Genomic DNA, 15,718 nt, shown 5'->3' with positions numbered 1-15,718 from the left:
ATTACATGAAGTATTCAAAAGCATTGAGAGAATGTATAGACAGTGCCTTTCTAATGGCGAGTCGCTTTGGAGCAGACTACCTGGAGTCTTGGCACCTACTGATTGCTATGGCTAATCATAGCTACAGTGTTGCTGGAGCAACTTTGAACGAGTTTCCATATGAAATTGATCGTTTAGAGGAAGTGGCTGTAGAATTGACAGAAGCTAACTATAGCCACAAGGAAGATTATCAGGAACTCCCTTTTTCTTATCGTTTAAACGTCTTGATGTTGGAGGCGGAACATGTTGCCTCCGTTGTGCATGCAAAAGCATTGGGGACTGAGCACCTTCTCTACGCAATCTTGCATGACGGTAATGCTTTAGCTACTCGCATTTTGGAAAAAGCAGGATTTTCTTATGAAGACCAGAAAGACCAAGTCAAAATTGCTGGACTTCGTCGTAGCCTTGAAGCACGTGCTGGTTGGACAAAGGAAGATTTAAAGGCTCTACGTCAGCGTCATCGCTCAGTAGCAGATAAGCAAAACTCCATGGCTAATATGATGGGCATGCCTCAAACTCCAAGTGGCGGTTTGGAAGATTACACTCATGATCTTACAGAGCAAGCTCGTTCAGGCAAATTGGAGCCAGTTATCGGACGTGATCAAGAAATCTCTCGTATGATTCAAATCTTGAGCCGTAAGACCAAAAACAATCCAGTTCTAGTTGGAGATGCAGGTGTTGGTAAAACAGCTTTGGCACTTGGCCTTGCGCAGCAAATTGCTAATGGAGATGTCCCAGCTGAAATGGCTAAGATGCGTGTTCTAGAACTTGACTTGATGAATGTGGTTGCAGGAACCCGCTTCCGTGGGGACTTTGAAGAACGTATGAATAATATCATCAAAGATATCGAGGAAGATGGCAAGGTCATCCTCTTTATCGATGAGCTTCATACTATTATGGGTTCAGGAAGTGGGATTGACTCGACCTTGGATGCAGCCAACATCCTGAAACCTGCCTTGGCACGTGGAACTCTGAGAACTGTCGGAGCGACTACTCAGGAAGAGTATCAAAAACACATCGAAAAAGACGCCGCCCTTTCTCGTCGCTTTGCAAAAGTGATGATTGAAGAGCCAAGCGTGGCTGACAGTATGGCTATCTTACAAGGATTAAAAGCAACTTATGAGAAGCACCACCATGTCCAAATTACAGACGATGCTGTCGAAACAGCTGTTAAAATGGCGCATCGCTATTTGACAAGCCGTCACTTGCCAGACTCAGCCATTGATCTTTTGGATGAAGCGGCAGCAACTGTCCAAAATAAATCAAAGCACGCTAAAAAAGATGAGTCAGGTTTAACAGCAGCAGACAAGGCCTTGATGGATGGCAAATGGAAACAAGCAGCTCAGCTCATTTCAAAAGAACAGGAAGTTCCAGTCTATAAAGATCTAGTAAAAGAATCTGATATTTTGACAACCTTGAGTCGCTTATCAGGTATTCCAGTTCAAAAATTGACACAAACGGATGCCAAGAAGTATCTCAACCTTGAAGCTGAACTGCATAAACGTGTTATTGGACAGGAACAAGCTGTATCTAGTATTAGTCGTGCCATTCGCAGAAACCAATCAGGTATTCGCAATAACAAACGTCCAATTGGGTCCTTTATGTTCTTAGGGCCAACTGGTGTTGGTAAAACTGAATTGGCTAAGGCTTTGGCAGAAGTCCTCTTTGATGACGAATCTGCCCTTATCCGCTTTGACATGAGTGAGTACATGGAGAAATTTGCAGCCAGCCGTCTCAACGGAGCTCCTCCAGGTTATGTAGGCTATGAAGAAGGTGGAGAGTTGACTGAGAAGGTCCGCAATAAACCATATTCAGTCTTGCTTTTTGACGAGGTAGAAAAGGCTCACCCAGATATCTTTAATGTGCTCTTGCAGGTCTTGGATGATGGTGTCTTGACGGACAGTAAAGGCCGTAAGGTTGATTTTTCAAATACCATCATTATCATGACGTCAAACCTTGGTGCGACAGCCCTTCGTGACGACAAGACAGTCGGCTTTGGAGCTAAGGACATTCGTTTTGACCAGGAAAATATGGAAAAACGGATGTTTGAAGAGCTGAAAAAGGCTTATCGTCCAGAGTTTATCAACCGTATTGATGAGAAGGTAGTCTTCCATAGCTTGTCAAGTCAAGATATGCAGGAAGTGGTTAAGATTATGGTCAAACCATTGATTGCAAGCCTAGCAGAAAAAGGAATTGACTTGAAACTCCAAGCATCTGCCCTGAAGCTTTTAGCTCAGAAAGGGTATGATCCAGAGATGGGAGCTAGGCCACTGCGCAGAACTCTGCAAACAGAAGTAGAAGACAAACTAGCAGAACTCCTTCTTACAGGTGAACTGAAAGAAGGTAAGGCACTTAAAATTGGTGTCAAAGCTGGTCAATTGAAATTCGACATTGTATAAAACAAGAACTATTAATCTATAATTTGTAGATCCACCCTCTTTATTGCCATCAAAAGCAGAAAGGAAGTAGAAGATGATGAATCAGATAATTCCAACCGGGATGACAGAAAAAGAGTACTTTGAAGTTCACGCTAGTCAAGCTGAATTTTTAGACTGGTACCACAAGCAAGCACTCCCTCAGTATGAAAAACCAAGTGTGACTGTGGATATGGTAGCCTATTGCTTTGCAGAAGGGAAAATGAAACTCTTTCTGATTCGTCGGAAGGCACACCCTTTTCAAAATTGTTTAGCGCTAGTTGGTGGTTTTATGGATAAAGGGGAAGATGCTGCCCATGCTTGTCAACGTGAGGTAAAAGAAGAAATTAATCTTGAACTTCCACTAGAAAAGATTGAACAGTTAGTGACAGTATCTACTCCTGGTCGTGATCCCAGAGGTTGGACAGTTACCATTGCCCACTTGGTTTACCTACCTAGTCGAGCTCTTGACTTAGTCCAGGCAGGAGATGATGCAAAAGAAGTCGTTCTTGTAGATGTTGATTTTCACACAGGCAAGTGTTACTTGGATGGCAAAGAACTTGACGAGAAGGACTTTGCATTTGACCACTTATCCATTATTCAAACATCCATCAAGAAGATTCAAGAAGCTATCGACTATGACGCTCGTTTCCTTTATTTACTAGAGGATGAGTTCACAGTGGATGATGGGTTAGCCCTCATTGAGACTCTATGCCCAGGCAAATCATGTACGAGTGATAGTTTCTTATCGAAATATGGTCATAGCATAGAGGAAGTTGGATTTAAACGGATTCCTCAGAAGGAAGTTATCACTATTTATCGATTAAAATAAAAAAGTGAGGTCGGGATTTTCTCGACCTCTTTTTGTTTAAGGATGTTTATCTTTATTAGAATTGCTCATGATTCGAATGAATAAATCTTTGTATTTATATTTTAAATAATGTTCGTGTAAATACAATAAAGCCACGTAGACAATCATGAAAATGGCAGTTAGGTAGAACAAATCAAATGTTGTTTGAGCGTAATGAGTAGCACCCCCATAAGAAACGAAAGCAGCTAAAATCAACCAAGGAAGATACTTGTAATATTTGCTTAACATAAGCCCACACCTCCAATATCCTATTTCAATTTTATTATAGTCCTTTAAGAAAAAAATACAAGCGATTTCACTTTAAAATATTGCATTTTAGTAGGAAAATTTTCCTGTTTTTTAAAATCTTTTACGAATAAAAGATATAGGAGGAATAAGAAAATAAATGTACTAAAAAATAATTCTAAAAAATTTTAGATAAATAGTTGACAGATTTAAAAACAAATATTACAATATTGTTACAAAAACATTTCTAAACATTTCAAAAATATTACATAGGGAGTGTAAAATGAAAAATAAAACTTCTATCAAATTAATGGCCGCAACTGTACTAGCTTCAACTTTGCTTTTAGGAGCATGCGGAAATAAGAAAGAGAACACTGCAAGTGATAATTCTAGTAAGACAACACAAGCATCTTCTAGTTCTAAGGCAAACTCTTCCAACAAAGAAAGTAAAACTCAAGCTTCAACAAGTACTACGACTTCAGAAAAAGCAAAAGCTTCCTCTGAACAAGCATCAAGTCCAACAACTCAAGGACAAGAGTCCAATCAAGCAGCGCAAACTCCATCAAATCAACAAGGAACACAAGCAAAACCAAATCAGTCAACCTATGATCCAACAACTGATCGTAAACTTCAAGACAAACAGGCAGAGAATAACAAACGTTATAAAGGGGTCTTGACTATGGTGGATAGAGATTTCTCAGCTGCAGCTGGGAGTTGGAAGGGTGCTAATGGTGAAACTATCACTGTCTCATCAGGTGGCCAGTTTACAGTGGAATCTGCTGATGGTAAGAAAGAAAACTACTCTATCCAAAGCTATTCTTATACCCTTGATGATGGAAAATACAATGCTGAAGTAGGTGGTGGAAAAGTTATTCAAATTACAACAGGAGCGGACGGTACGGTATCTAGTGTTGTCTTGATTCAACCATAGAATTTAGTACTAAAATAATTTGTTTAAAAATAGCTCAGTTGATGAGTATCTACAGCATTCCCAGTTGATAAGACATCATAAATGAATTCCAGAGATGAGACTAACTTAAGAGTATTTGTAAACATGTCTACCTAAACTGACCGTTTTTCACTTAATTTCTCTAATAGAAGTGGTATAATAAATGCATCGAAAGGGAATGAGTGATGAATCAATCAATGCCAGATAAATTAATTTTACCTCAAAACACACGACTCATGGGAGTACTTCTTGGCTTTATAGGTGGTTCTTTGGATGTGTTCTGTCACATCCAGTACCACAGCTTGGTGGCAACACAGACAGGGAACATTCTCCTACTGATATCTGATTGGCACGACTCAAATGTTATCAATACGATGCTACGATTCTGCTCCATTATTTTTTTTTCTCTAGGATTTCTGTTTGCCCTACACATGAAAGAATACCGTAAAACGGCCTACTGGCGGGTTAAGATGTTGCTCCCCTTATTTATCGGGACCCTTATTTTGCCTTTCTTTTCAAGATTTCCTCTATTAGAAGTTCCTTTCATTGCTTTTGGAACAGGAATGATGATGCTAACATTTACGGGTAGTTTGATTGAAGATCATCCCTATGTCATTTTTATGACTTCTGGAAATTACCGAAAAATGCTGATTGCTTTGTATCGCGTCGTTAGAGGAGAAGGAGACGTTCAAGAATATCGTCGCCAAGCTTTAAACTATGGGATTGTTGTAGGGAGTTTTATAGTAGGGGCAATTAGTTTGGCTATATCTATGCATTTTCTTCATGAATGGTCTGTTTGGATTATCAGCCTCAATTTGTTTTTGATTATGTCCTACTATATAGCTAGAGTGAAGCAATTAGATTTAAGAGATGAAAATATATAAAAAGGCAAAGCTCATTTTTGAGCTTTGCCTTTTTGTGAAGTAGATAGAAGATTATACTTTCTCTAACTGCAAGAGTGCTTCAATCTCAGCCAGGGTACTGGCTTGTGAGATAGCTCCACGGAGTTTAGCGGCGCCAGATGTTCCACGGAGATAGTGAGGAGCTAGGCCACGGAATTCACGGACAGCAACCTTTTCTCCCTTGAGATCAATCAAGCGTTTCAAGTGCTCGTAGGCGATTTTCATCTTGTCTTCGAAGGTCAAATCAGGAAGGATTTCTCCTGTTTCAAAGTAGTGATTGATCTGGTTGAAGAGGTAGGGGTTTCCCATGGCTGCGCGACCAATCATGACGGCATCAGCACCGACTTCTTCGATGCGTTGTTTGGCGTCTTGAACCGTCCGGATGTCTCCGTTTGCGATGAATGGTATCTTTGTCAGAGCTTGTGCAACCTTGTGAAGAGTTTCGAGGTCAGCGTGACCAGTATACATTTGCTCACGGGTACGACCATGCATGGCAAGGGCAGAAACACCTGCAGCTTCAGCGGCAAGGGCATTTTCTACTGCTAGGGATGGGTCAGACCAGCCAGTACGCATTTTGACCGTGAGAGGAATATCAAGGACTGATTGAACTTTGTTAATAATAGAGTAGATTTTATCAGGATCCTTGAGCCACATGGCACCGGCTTCGTTCTTCACGATTTTGTTGACTGGGCAACCCATGTTGATATCCACGATATCGGTCTTGGTATTTTCTTGAATAAATTCTGCTGCGCGAGCCAGACTATCTTCGTCACTACCAAAGAGTTGGATAGAAACTGGATTCTCTCCTTCATCAATATGAAGCATATGAAGGGTTTTTTCGTTGTTGTATTGGATACCTTTGTCAGAGACCATTTCCATAACAACGAGGCCTGCGCCAAGTTCTTTTGCGATAGTACGAAAGGCTGAGTTGGTTACTCCTGCCATGGGCGCTAAAACGGTACGATTGGGAATCTCAACATTACCAATCATAAAAGGTGTATTAAGATTTGTCACGAATGAGTTCCTCCAGGTCGTTTTCATCAAAGTTATAAGTCGTTTGGCAGAATTGACAAGTGATTTCCGCCCCGTGGTCTTCCTCCTTCATTTCCTGAAGATCGGAAACTGGAAGGCTAGAAAGAGCATCCATAAAGCGTCCTTTACTACAGTCACATTGGAAACGAATTTCTTCTTCGGACAGACGTTTGTAGGGCTCATCACCATAGATTGCCTTGAGGAGGGCTTCGATATGGTCGTCGCTTTCTAGAAGAGTTGAAATGGCTGGCATCTCTTGGATTCGTTTTTCAAAACGAGCAATTTCTTCTTCCCTGGCCCCTGGTAGAACTTGGAGAAGGAAACCACCTGCGACCTTGACCTTGTCTTCGTCATCTAAAAGGACATTAAGGCCAACAGCAGAAGGCGTTTGTTGACTTTCTGTAAGATAGAAAGCTAGGTCTTCACCGATTTCTCCAGAGATAAGAGGCGTCATGGAATTGTAGGGATTTCCAGTGCCATAGTCTGTAATGACTAGAAATTGACCATTACCAACAAAAGGCCCAACCAAGACTTCGCCAGTTGCAGTTTTTTTGATGTCGACGCCAGGATTTTGTACATAGCCTTTAACGTTCCCCTTGGTATCAGCTACGGCAATGATGGCACCCAGTGAGCTAGTACCGAGAACCTTGACAGTCAGTTTGGTATTTCCTTTTTCATTGGCAGCGAGAATTTGACTGGCGATTAAAGTACGACCAAGCGCTACGGTTGAACTAGCTTGGGTTTGGTGTTTTTCTTGAGCAGTACGGACTGTTTCCGTGCTATCTAGAACAAAAGCACGAAAAGATCCACTTTCTGATATTGTTTTAATAATTTTATCCATAGCTACTATTTTAGCATAAAAATGCCCAAAGGGGGAGTGGTGTGTTTGCTAGCCTTTCAAATTGTTTCACTTATAATTGTCAATATTAGGATGGCAAAGAAATTGGGCTTTTTAGAATATTTTTATTGATATCTTAGCTTTCCTTAAAATATGCTAAAATCAACTTTTAAAAAATAGTAAACAGTTGAAAATAAACAAAGTAAAGTGGTAAAATGGGAGTAAGACAAAATAGTATTGTATGTTTGTGAAAAGATAATGAAAATTTACAGAAAAGAGTCTAATGTGAATAAAAAGAAACCATACTATGTTTTTTTGGGACAAACGGTCCTGTATTTTATTATTTTACTGGGTTTGCTTTACTTCTTTAGCTATCTAGGACAAAGTCAGGGTGGCTTTATCTACAATGAATTCTAAAAGGAGATCCCTACTGTGTCAAACCAACCAATTACTGATATGATCGAGGCGATTGAACATTACGCCCAACTGCAACCAAACTATCCTGTCTACAATGTCCTTGGAGAAGAGCATACCTATGGCCAATTGAAGGCAGACTCAGATAGTTTAGCAGCCCACATTGACCAAATGGGACTTCCGGAAAAGTCACCTGTTGTGGTCTTTGGTGGACAAGAATATGAAATGTTAGCAACTTTTGTGGCCTTGACAAAATCTGGTCATGCCTATATCCCAATTGATAGCCATTCTGCCTTGGAGCGCGTGTCTGCTATTCTTGAAGTAGCAGAGCCTAGCTTGATTATTGCCATCAATGAATTTCCATTGGAAAACCCAGCTGCTCCAATCATGTCTTTGGAGCAAGTGCATGAAGCTTATGCGGCTCAGCATGCCTATGACTTGCAACATCCGGTCAAAGGGGATGATAACTACTACATCATCTTTACCTCAGGGACAACTGGGAAACCAAAAGGGGTGCAAATTTCGCACGACAACTTGCTCAGCTTTACCAACTGGATGATTACGGACAAGGAATTTGCAACGCCAGAGCGTCCGCAAATGTTGGCGCAACCACCTTATTCCTTTGACTTGTCTGTCATGTACTGGGCACCGACCTTGGCTCTTGGTGGAACCCTTTTTGCTCTTCCATCAGCCATCACTCAAGACTTCAAACAACTCTTTGCGACGATCTTTTCTCTTCCGATTGCTATCTGGACTTCAACACCATCTTTTGCTGATATGGCCATGTTGTCTGATGATTTCAATGCTGAAAAGATGCCAGGCATCACCCATTTCTACTTTGATGGGGAAGAGTTGACCGTTAAAACCGCTCAGAAATTGCGCGAGCGTTTCCCAAATGCACGCATCATCAATGCTTATGGACCAACGGAAGCAACTGTTGCTTTGTCGGCAGTCGCTATTACAGATGAGATGTTAGCGACTCTTAAACGCTTGCCAATTGGTTACACGAAAGAAGATTCTCCAACCTTCATCATTGATGAGGCAGGAAATAAATTGCCAAATGGTGAGCAAGGTGAGATCATCGTGTCTGGACCAGCTGTTTCAAAAGGTTATATGAATAATCCTGAGAAAACAGCAGAAGCTTTCTTCGAATTTGAAGGTCTGCCAGCCTACCATACGGGAGATGTCGGAACTATGACGGATGAAGGCCTTCTTCTCTACGGTGGACGGATGGATTTCCAAATCAAGTTTAACGGCTACCGTATTGAGCTAGAGGATGTTTCTCAAAACTTGAACAAATCTCAGTACATTGACTCGGCTGTTGCTGTACCGCGCTACAATAAAGATCACAAGGTTCAAAATCTCTTGGCCTATGTTATCTTAAAAGACGGGGTCAAAGAACAATTTGAGCGCGAGATTGATATCACCAAAGCGATCAAGGAAGACTTGGAAGATATTATGATGTCTTACATGATGCCGTCTAAGTTCCTTTACAGAAAGGAATTGCCGCTAACTCCAAATGGAAAAATCGACATCAAAGGGTTGATTAGCGAGGTCAACAATAGATGATGGATTTCCTGAAACAGCTCCCTCATATTGAGCCGTATGGGAATCTTCAGTACTTTTTGTACGTGATTACTGTTACCTTACCAATCTTTATCGGTCTTTTTTTCAAAAAACGTTTTGCCTGGTATGAAATATTGGTTAGTCTGTTCTTTATCGTCACTATGTTGACGGGAGGCAAGACCAATCAATTAGTTGCCTTAGGGATTTATCTGATATGGCAAATGGTACTGGTTCTTTTTTACAAGCAGTATCGAAAAACTAAAGACGGGAAATGGACTTCCTATCTCGTTAGTCTGTTATCTTTACTTCCTATCATCTTTGTCAAGGTACAGCCAGCTATTAATGGAACACAGTCCTTGTTAGGTTTTATCGGAATTTCTTATCTGACTTTTCGTTCGGTGGGAGTCATTATCGAACTCAGAGATGGAGTTATTAAGGAATTGAAGATGAGGGAATACTTGCGTTTTCTCCTCTTTATGCCGACATTTTCAAGTGGTCCGATTGATCGTTTCAAACGTTTTAATGAAAATTACAAGACGATTCCAGAGCGCGATGAGTTGATGGATATGTTAGCTGAGTCCGTTCGGTATATCATGTGGGGATTTCTGTATAAATTTATCCTAGCCCATATTTTAGGCGAAATCTTATTACCACCGCTAAAGAATTTAGCTTTACAAACAGGTGGCGTCTTTAACTATTATGTAGTGGCCATCATGTACACATTTGGTTTGGAACTCTTCTTTGATTTTGCAGGTTACTCTATGTTTGCTATAGCTATTTCAAATCTGATGGGGATTCGTAGTCCGATCAACTTCAACAAACCTTTTTTATCAAGGGATTTGAAGGAGTTTTGGAATCGTTGGCACATGAGTTTATCCTTCTGGTTTCGTGACTTTGTCTTTATGCGCATGGTCATGGTGATGACGAGAAAGAAATTGTTTAAGAATCGAAATGTGACCTCAAGTGTCGCCTATATCCTAAACATGCTCCTTATGGGGTTCTGGCATGGAATAACGTGGTTTTACATCGCCTACGGACTCTTTCATGGGGTAGGTTTAGTGATTAATGATGCCTGGGTCAGAAAGAAAAAAACGCTCAATAAAGAACGTAAGAAAGCAGGACGACCTCCCTTGCTTGAAAATCGTTGGGCTCAGTTGCTTGGCATGGTAGTCACCTTCCATGTCGTAATGGTTTCATTCTTAATCTTTTCTGGATTTTTGAATGATTTATGGTTTAAAAAATAAAAGGAATTAAAAAATGGATATCAAATCAGAAGTTATTGAAATTATCGATGAATTGTTTATGGAAGATGTTTCTGACATGATGGATGAGGATCTCTTCGATGCAGGTGTCTTGGATAGTATGGGAACAGTTGAATTAATCGTGGAAATCGAGAATCGCTTTGATATTCGTGTCCCAGTTACAGAATTTGGTCGTGATGACTGGAATACGGCTAATAAAATCGTAGCCGGTATTGTGGAGCTACAAAATGCTTAAACGCCTGTGGCTGATTTTTGGGCCTGTTTTTATAGCGGGATTGTTGGTTCTTCTACTAATCTTTTTTTATCCAAGTACAAGAAGCCATAATCTGACGGAGGAGAAATACTCTGCGGCTTCTGTAAGTGCAGAGAGCTTTAAGGAGAGAAGCCAAAAAGTAAGAGCTCTTACAGACCCTGATATGCGTTTTGTCCCTTTCTTTGGTTCTAGTGAGTGGATGCGTTTTGATAGTATGCATCCGGCAGTACTAGCTGAAAAGTATGACCGTTCTTATCGTCCTTACTTTATGGGGCAGGCAGGAGCAGCCGCACTCAGTCAGTATTTTGGGATACAACAAATTACATCCGAGCTTGAAAATAAGCAAGCAGTCTTTGTCATTTCCCCACAGTGGTTTACAAAAGAGGATCATGACCCGACTATTTTCCAAACCTACTTTAACAATGATCAGTTGACTGCCTTTTTAGAGAATCAATCTGGGGATGCAGCCTCTAGGTATGCTGCTAATAGACTCTTGAAGCAAAATCCTGGTGTTTCTATGAAGAGCATCGTTGAGAAATTAGCTAAAGGAGAAAAATTATCAGAGTTTGACCAAAGGATGATTACTATTTCAGCTCAATTGAATGAGAAACAATCAGCACTTTTTGGACAATTCTCCATTCGTGGACGTTTAAGATACAAAGATCAGGTTGAGAAATATTTGAGCAGTCTCCCGGATCAATTTTCTTATGAAGAATTGGAAAATATCGCTCGAAAAGAGGGCGAAGAAAATACAACCAATAATGATTTGGGAGTGGAGAACCATTTTTACAATACTAAGTTAAAGAAAGATTTGAAAAAGTGGGAAGGTTCTCAAAAAAATTATAATTATCTCAAATCACCTGAATACAATGATTTGCAGCTAGTGCTTGATCAATTTGCCAAGTCCAAGGTCAATGTTCTCTTTGTTTTTCAACCTGTCAATAAAAAATGGATGGATTATACTGGACTGAGTGAGGAAATGTATCAACACGCAGTTGAAAAAATTCGTTACCAGTTGGAAAGCCAAGGTTTCACCAATATTGCTGATTTCTCAAAAAATGGAGGAGATCCATACTTTGTTAAGGATACGATTCATATTGGTTGGTTAGGCTGGTTGGCCTTTGATAAGGTTGTAAATCCTTTTTTAAGCAATCCAACAACAGCTCCTAATTACCAAACAAATGACCGATTCTTTAGCCAGGATTGGGCTAATTACGACGGTAATATCAAAGATTTTCAATAAATAACCAAAGAGCCTGAACCTTAGTTTGGGCTTTTTGTAATCACAGACTTTTTGCCGAATGCGAGTATAGTAGTGGATTCCTCAATTGAGTAAAGTCCAGTAAAAGAATACATAGAAAATGAAAACATAAAAATTGTTTTCATCTTTTTTCTTGACTCTGTACTAGGATGTGATATACTTAACTAGTAAACAAATAGACTAAAAGTCCTGTAATAATGGAAAAACTATTCGAAGAAAGGGGCAAATCATGAGACAATTAGCAACGGAAATTGATCATTTTTTAAATGAAGTAATCTTGAAAGCTGAAAATCAGCATGAAATTTTGATTGGTCATTGCACGAGTGAAGTGGCTTTGACAAACACCCAGGAGCATATCCTCATGCTCTTATCAGAGGAATCATTGACCAATTCTGAGTTGGCACGTCGCCTTAATGTCAGTCAAGCGGCTGTTACCAAGGCTATTAAATCTTTGATTAAAGAGGGGATGCTGGAAACGTCTAAGGATCCTAAGGATGCTCGAGTGATTTTTTATCAATTGACAGACCTTGCTAGACCAATTGCTGAGGAGCACCATCATCATCATGAGCATACCCTCTCGACGTATGAGCAAGTTGTCACTCAATTCTCAGCTAAGGAGCAACAAATTATCCAGCGGTTTTTAACTGCTTTAGTAGGAGAAATCAAGTAATGAGATACATCACAGTAGAGGATTTGTCCTTCTATTATGACAAGGAACCTGTGCTTGAGCACATCAATTACAGTGTTGATAGTGGGGAGTTTGTCACACTCACGGGAGAAAACGGAGCTGCCAAGACGACTCTAATCAAGGCCAGTCTAGGTATTTTACAACCAAGATTTGGCAAAGTTACCATTTCAAAGACCAACACTCGTGGGACAAAATTAAGAATTGCCTACCTTCCTCAACAGATTGCAAGTTTTAATGCAGGTTTTCCAAGTACCGTTTATGAATTTGTCAAATCAGGTCGTTATCCAAGAAAGGGCTGGTTCCGTCGTTTAAATGCTCACGATGAGGAACATATCAAGGCTAGTTTAAACTCGGTTGGCATGTGGGAACATCGGGATAAACGCATTGGTTCCCTCTCTGGTGGGCAAAAGCAAAGAGCAGTCATTGCACGTATGTTTGCGTCCGATCCAGATATCTTTATCTTGGATGAGCCGACGACAGGGATGGATGCAGGGACTAAGAATGAATTTTATGAGCTCATGCACCACAGCGCCCACCATCATGGCAAGGCTGTTTTGATGATTACTCATGACCCAGAAGAAGTCAAAGACTACGCAGATCGCAATATTCACCTTGTCCGAGACCAAGATTCACCATGGCGTTGCTTCAATGTCCATGAAAGTGACCAGGAGGTGGAGCATGCTTAATCTACTGTCTTATGATTTTATGCAGCGAGCCTTTTTGGCAGTTATTGCCATGAGTCTCTTTTCACCAGTTCTTGGGACTTTTCTCATCTTGCGCCGTCAAAGTCTCATGAGTGATACTCTCAGTCACGTCTCGCTTTCGGGTGTTGCCTTTGGTTTGGTTTTGGGGATTTCTCCGACCATCTCAACCATTGTGATCGTTTTGATTGCGGCGGTCTTTCTTGAATACTTGCGTACAGTTTATAAAAGCTTTATGGAGATTGGGACAGCCATTCTCATGTCTACAGGACTTGCAGTTTCACTTATTGTCATGAGTAAGGGTAAGAGCTCTAGTTCGATGAGTCTGGATCAGTATCTTTTTGGTTCTATTGTGACCATCAGTCAAGAGCAGGTCATTGGGCTCTTTGTCATTGCGGCGGTTGTTCTAATCCTAACCTTCCTATTTTTAAGACCTATGTATATTCTAACTTTTGACGAGGATACAGCTTTTGTAGATGGATTGCCTGTACGCACCATGTCTATTCTCTTTAACATGGTGACGGGTGTGGCTATTGCCCTCATGATACCAGCAGCGGGAGCACTTTTGGTATCGACTATTATGGTTTTGCCAGCAAGTATTGCTTTGCGTCTAGGTAAAAACTTTAGTTCTGTGATGATTCTTGCTAGCGTCATTGGTTTTCTAGGCATGGTTGCGGGACTCTATATTTCCTATTATGCAGAGACGCCTCCTAGTGCAAGTATCACCATTATCTTTGTAGTTGTCTTTTTAGTAGTCAGCATCCTCAAACGTTTTATCAAATAGGAGAAGCACATGAAAAAACTAAGCCTACTTTTGGCAAGTCTTGTGACAGTATTCTTAGTCGCTTGTTCCAATCAAAAACAAGCAGACGGAAAATTAAATATCGTCACAACTTTCTACCCTGTCTATGAATTTACCAAGCAAATAGCAGGGGATACAGCCAATGTCGAACTCTTAATCGGGGCTGGAACAGAGCCACATGACTATGAACCATCACCTAAGGCAGTCGCTAAAATCCAAGATGCTGATGCTTTTGTTTATGAAAATGAGAACATGGAAACTTGGGTTCCTAAGTTATTAGATTCCCTAGATGCGAAAAAAGTAAAAACCATTAAAGCTACTGGAGATATGCTCCTTCTTCCGGGAAGTGAAGAAGAGGAAGACCATGACCACGGCGAAGAAGGTCATCATCACGAGTATGACCCTCATGTATGGTTGTCTCCTGCGCGTGCCATCAAGCTTGTAGAACATATCCGTGATAGTCTTTCAGCTGACTATCCAGATAAGAAGGCGACTTTTGAACAAAATGCAGCAGCTTATATCGAAAAACTGCAAGCCTTGGACAAGGCCTATACTGAAGGACTTTCTAGTGCAAAACAAAAGAGTTTTGTGACTCAACACGCAGCCTTTCGTTATCTAGCCTTGGACTACGGACTCAATCAAGTCTCTATCTCTGGACTTTCGCCAGATGCGGAGCCATCAGCAAGCCGTTTGGCAGAATTGACCGAGTACATCAAGAAAAACAAAATCTCTTATATCTACTTTGAAGAAAATGCTTCTCAAGCCCTAGCGAATACTCTCTCAAAAGAAACAGGAGTGAAGTTAGATGTTCTGAATCCTCTTGAAAGCTTGACCGAAGAGGATATGAAGGCTGGAGAAAACTATATCTCTGTCATGGAGAAAAATCTCAAGGCCCTCAAGCAAACAACTGATCAGGCAGGGGAAGAGATTGAACCAGAAAAGGCAGAGGAAACTAAAACAGTTCAAAATGGTTACTTTGAGGATGCAGATGTTAAGGATCGCACCTTGAGTGACTATACTGGTAACTGGCAGTCTGTTTATCCTTTCCTTGAAAATGGTACTCTTGACCAAGTCTTTGATTACAAGGCTAAATTGACTGGTAAGATGACCAAGGATGAGTATAAGGCTTACTATCAAAAGGGTTACCAAACAGATGTAAGCAAGATTAACATTACAGATAATACGATGGAATTCATCCAAGGAGACCAAAGTAAGAAATATACTTACAAGTACGTCGGTAAGAAAATCTTGACTTATAAGAAAGGAAATCGTGGAGTCCGTTATCTCTTTGAAGCAACAGATGCGGACGCTGGACAATTCAAGTATGTTCAGTTTAGCGATCATAATATCGCTCCGGTCAAGGCAGAGCATTTCCATATCTTCTTTGGAGGTACTAGCCAAGAAGCCCTCTTTGAAGAGATGGACAACTGGCCAACCTACTATCCAGATAACCTATCTGGTCAGGAAATTGCCCAAGAAATGTTGGCTCATTAAATCTAAA

The 15,718-nt window shown here is 40.6% G+C and carries 16 protein-coding genes; 13 read left to right on the top strand and 3 right to left on the bottom strand.

All coding sequences use genetic code 11. The annotated features are described in order from the left end of the window. Positions 1 to 5: 5 nt before the first annotated feature. Positions 6 to 2,438: an ATP-dependent Clp protease ATP-binding subunit gene (locus QM382_RS08650; RefSeq protein ID WP_414273027.1), complete on the top strand. Its 2,433-nt coding sequence runs from the start codon at positions 6 to 8 to the stop codon at positions 2,436 to 2,438. Positions 2,439 to 2,511: 73 nt separating this feature from the next. Beyond that, on the top strand, positions 2,512 to 3,285 hold the full coding sequence (locus QM382_RS08645) for an NUDIX domain-containing protein (RefSeq protein WP_004254048.1): 774 nt from the start codon (positions 2,512 to 2,514) through the stop codon (positions 3,283 to 3,285). 36 nt (positions 3,286 to 3,321) lie between these two features. Here QM382_RS08645 and QM382_RS08640 read toward each other — a convergent pair whose 3' ends face one another. Then, positions 3,322 to 3,552, bottom strand: a complete 231-nt coding sequence (locus QM382_RS08640) for a hypothetical protein (RefSeq protein WP_414273028.1) — start codon at positions 3,550 to 3,552, stop codon at positions 3,322 to 3,324. Between the two features lie 280 nt (positions 3,553 to 3,832). On the opposite strand from QM382_RS08640, the gene QM382_RS08635 reads away from it, so the two are divergent. Both QM382_RS08635 and QM382_RS08630 read left to right on the top strand, forming a co-directional pair. Beyond that, positions 3,833 to 4,480: a hypothetical protein gene (locus QM382_RS08635; protein ID WP_414273029.1), complete on the top strand. Its 648-nt coding sequence runs from the start codon at positions 3,833 to 3,835 to the stop codon at positions 4,478 to 4,480. A gap of 215 nt (positions 4,481 to 4,695) precedes the next feature. Beyond that, positions 4,696 to 5,382 (top strand): YoaK family protein, encoded by a 687-nt coding sequence (locus QM382_RS08630; RefSeq protein WP_214262927.1) that lies wholly within the window; start codon positions 4,696 to 4,698, stop codon positions 5,380 to 5,382. Positions 5,383 to 5,433: 51 nt separating this feature from the next. Here QM382_RS08630 and dusB read toward each other — a convergent pair whose 3' ends face one another. Then, complete coding sequence (gene dusB, locus QM382_RS08625; protein WP_414273030.1) at positions 5,434 to 6,414, bottom strand: tRNA dihydrouridine synthase DusB; 981 nt, start codon at positions 6,412 to 6,414, stop codon at positions 5,434 to 5,436. Further along, complete coding sequence (hslO, locus tag QM382_RS08620) at positions 6,401 to 7,273, bottom strand: Hsp33 family molecular chaperone HslO (protein WP_414273031.1); 873 nt, start codon at positions 7,271 to 7,273, stop codon at positions 6,401 to 6,403. The genes dusB and hslO overlap by 14 nt, the downstream gene beginning before the upstream one ends. 255 nt (positions 7,274 to 7,528) lie before the next feature. On the opposite strand from hslO, the gene QM382_RS08615 reads away from it, so the two are divergent. The 9 genes from QM382_RS08615 (at position 7,529) to QM382_RS08575 (ending at position 15,711) form a co-directional block, all read left to right on the top strand. Next, a complete protein-coding gene (locus QM382_RS08615) occupies positions 7,529 to 7,687 on the top strand; it encodes a teichoic acid D-Ala incorporation-associated protein DltX (protein ID WP_414273032.1) in 159 nt (52 codons plus the stop codon). 15 nt (positions 7,688 to 7,702) lie between these two features. Beyond that, a complete protein-coding gene (gene dltA / locus QM382_RS08610) occupies positions 7,703 to 9,253 on the top strand; it encodes a D-alanine--poly(phosphoribitol) ligase subunit DltA (RefSeq protein ID WP_414273033.1) in 1,551 nt (516 codons plus the stop codon). Then, entirely contained in the window at positions 9,250 to 10,494 is a 1,245-nt protein-coding gene (gene dltB, locus QM382_RS08605) for a D-alanyl-lipoteichoic acid biosynthesis protein DltB (protein WP_414273034.1), read from the top strand. Before dltA ends, dltB begins: the two co-directional genes overlap by 4 nt. A 13-nt stretch (positions 10,495 to 10,507) precedes the next feature. Next, a complete protein-coding gene (gene dltC, locus QM382_RS08600) occupies positions 10,508 to 10,747 on the top strand; it encodes a D-alanine--poly(phosphoribitol) ligase subunit DltC (protein ID WP_049495407.1) in 240 nt (79 codons plus the stop codon). Next, positions 10,740 to 12,008: a D-alanyl-lipoteichoic acid biosynthesis protein DltD gene (gene dltD, locus QM382_RS08595; RefSeq protein WP_414273035.1), complete on the top strand. Its 1,269-nt coding sequence runs from the start codon at positions 10,740 to 10,742 to the stop codon at positions 12,006 to 12,008. Before dltC ends, dltD begins: the two co-directional genes overlap by 8 nt. Positions 12,009 to 12,255: 247 nt before the next feature. Then, entirely contained in the window at positions 12,256 to 12,696 is a 441-nt protein-coding gene (gene adcR, locus QM382_RS08590) for a zinc-dependent transcriptional regulator AdcR (protein ID WP_214262903.1), read from the top strand. Further along, positions 12,696 to 13,400 (top strand): metal ABC transporter ATP-binding protein, encoded by a 705-nt coding sequence (locus QM382_RS08585; RefSeq protein ID WP_214262902.1) that lies wholly within the window; start codon positions 12,696 to 12,698, stop codon positions 13,398 to 13,400. Before adcR ends, QM382_RS08585 begins: the two co-directional genes overlap by 1 nt. Further along, positions 13,393 to 14,199 carry a metal ABC transporter permease gene (locus QM382_RS08580; protein ID WP_263394108.1) on the top strand — a complete coding sequence of 269 codons (807 nt, stop codon included), beginning with the start codon at positions 13,393 to 13,395 and terminating at the stop codon, positions 14,197 to 14,199. Before QM382_RS08585 ends, QM382_RS08580 begins: the two co-directional genes overlap by 8 nt. Positions 14,200 to 14,208: 9 nt before the next feature. After that, entirely contained in the window at positions 14,209 to 15,711 is a 1,503-nt protein-coding gene (locus tag QM382_RS08575) for a zinc ABC transporter substrate-binding protein AdcA (protein ID WP_414273036.1), read from the top strand. The last annotated feature ends 7 nt before the right edge of the window (positions 15,712 to 15,718 follow it).

Source organism: Streptococcus infantis (assembly GCF_047465185.1).
In the GTDB taxonomy this organism is placed as follows: domain Bacteria; phylum Bacillota; class Bacilli; order Lactobacillales; family Streptococcaceae; genus Streptococcus; species Streptococcus infantis_O.
Note: the sequence above shows the minus strand (reverse complement) of the source record. Positions and strands in the feature narration are given on the sequence as shown.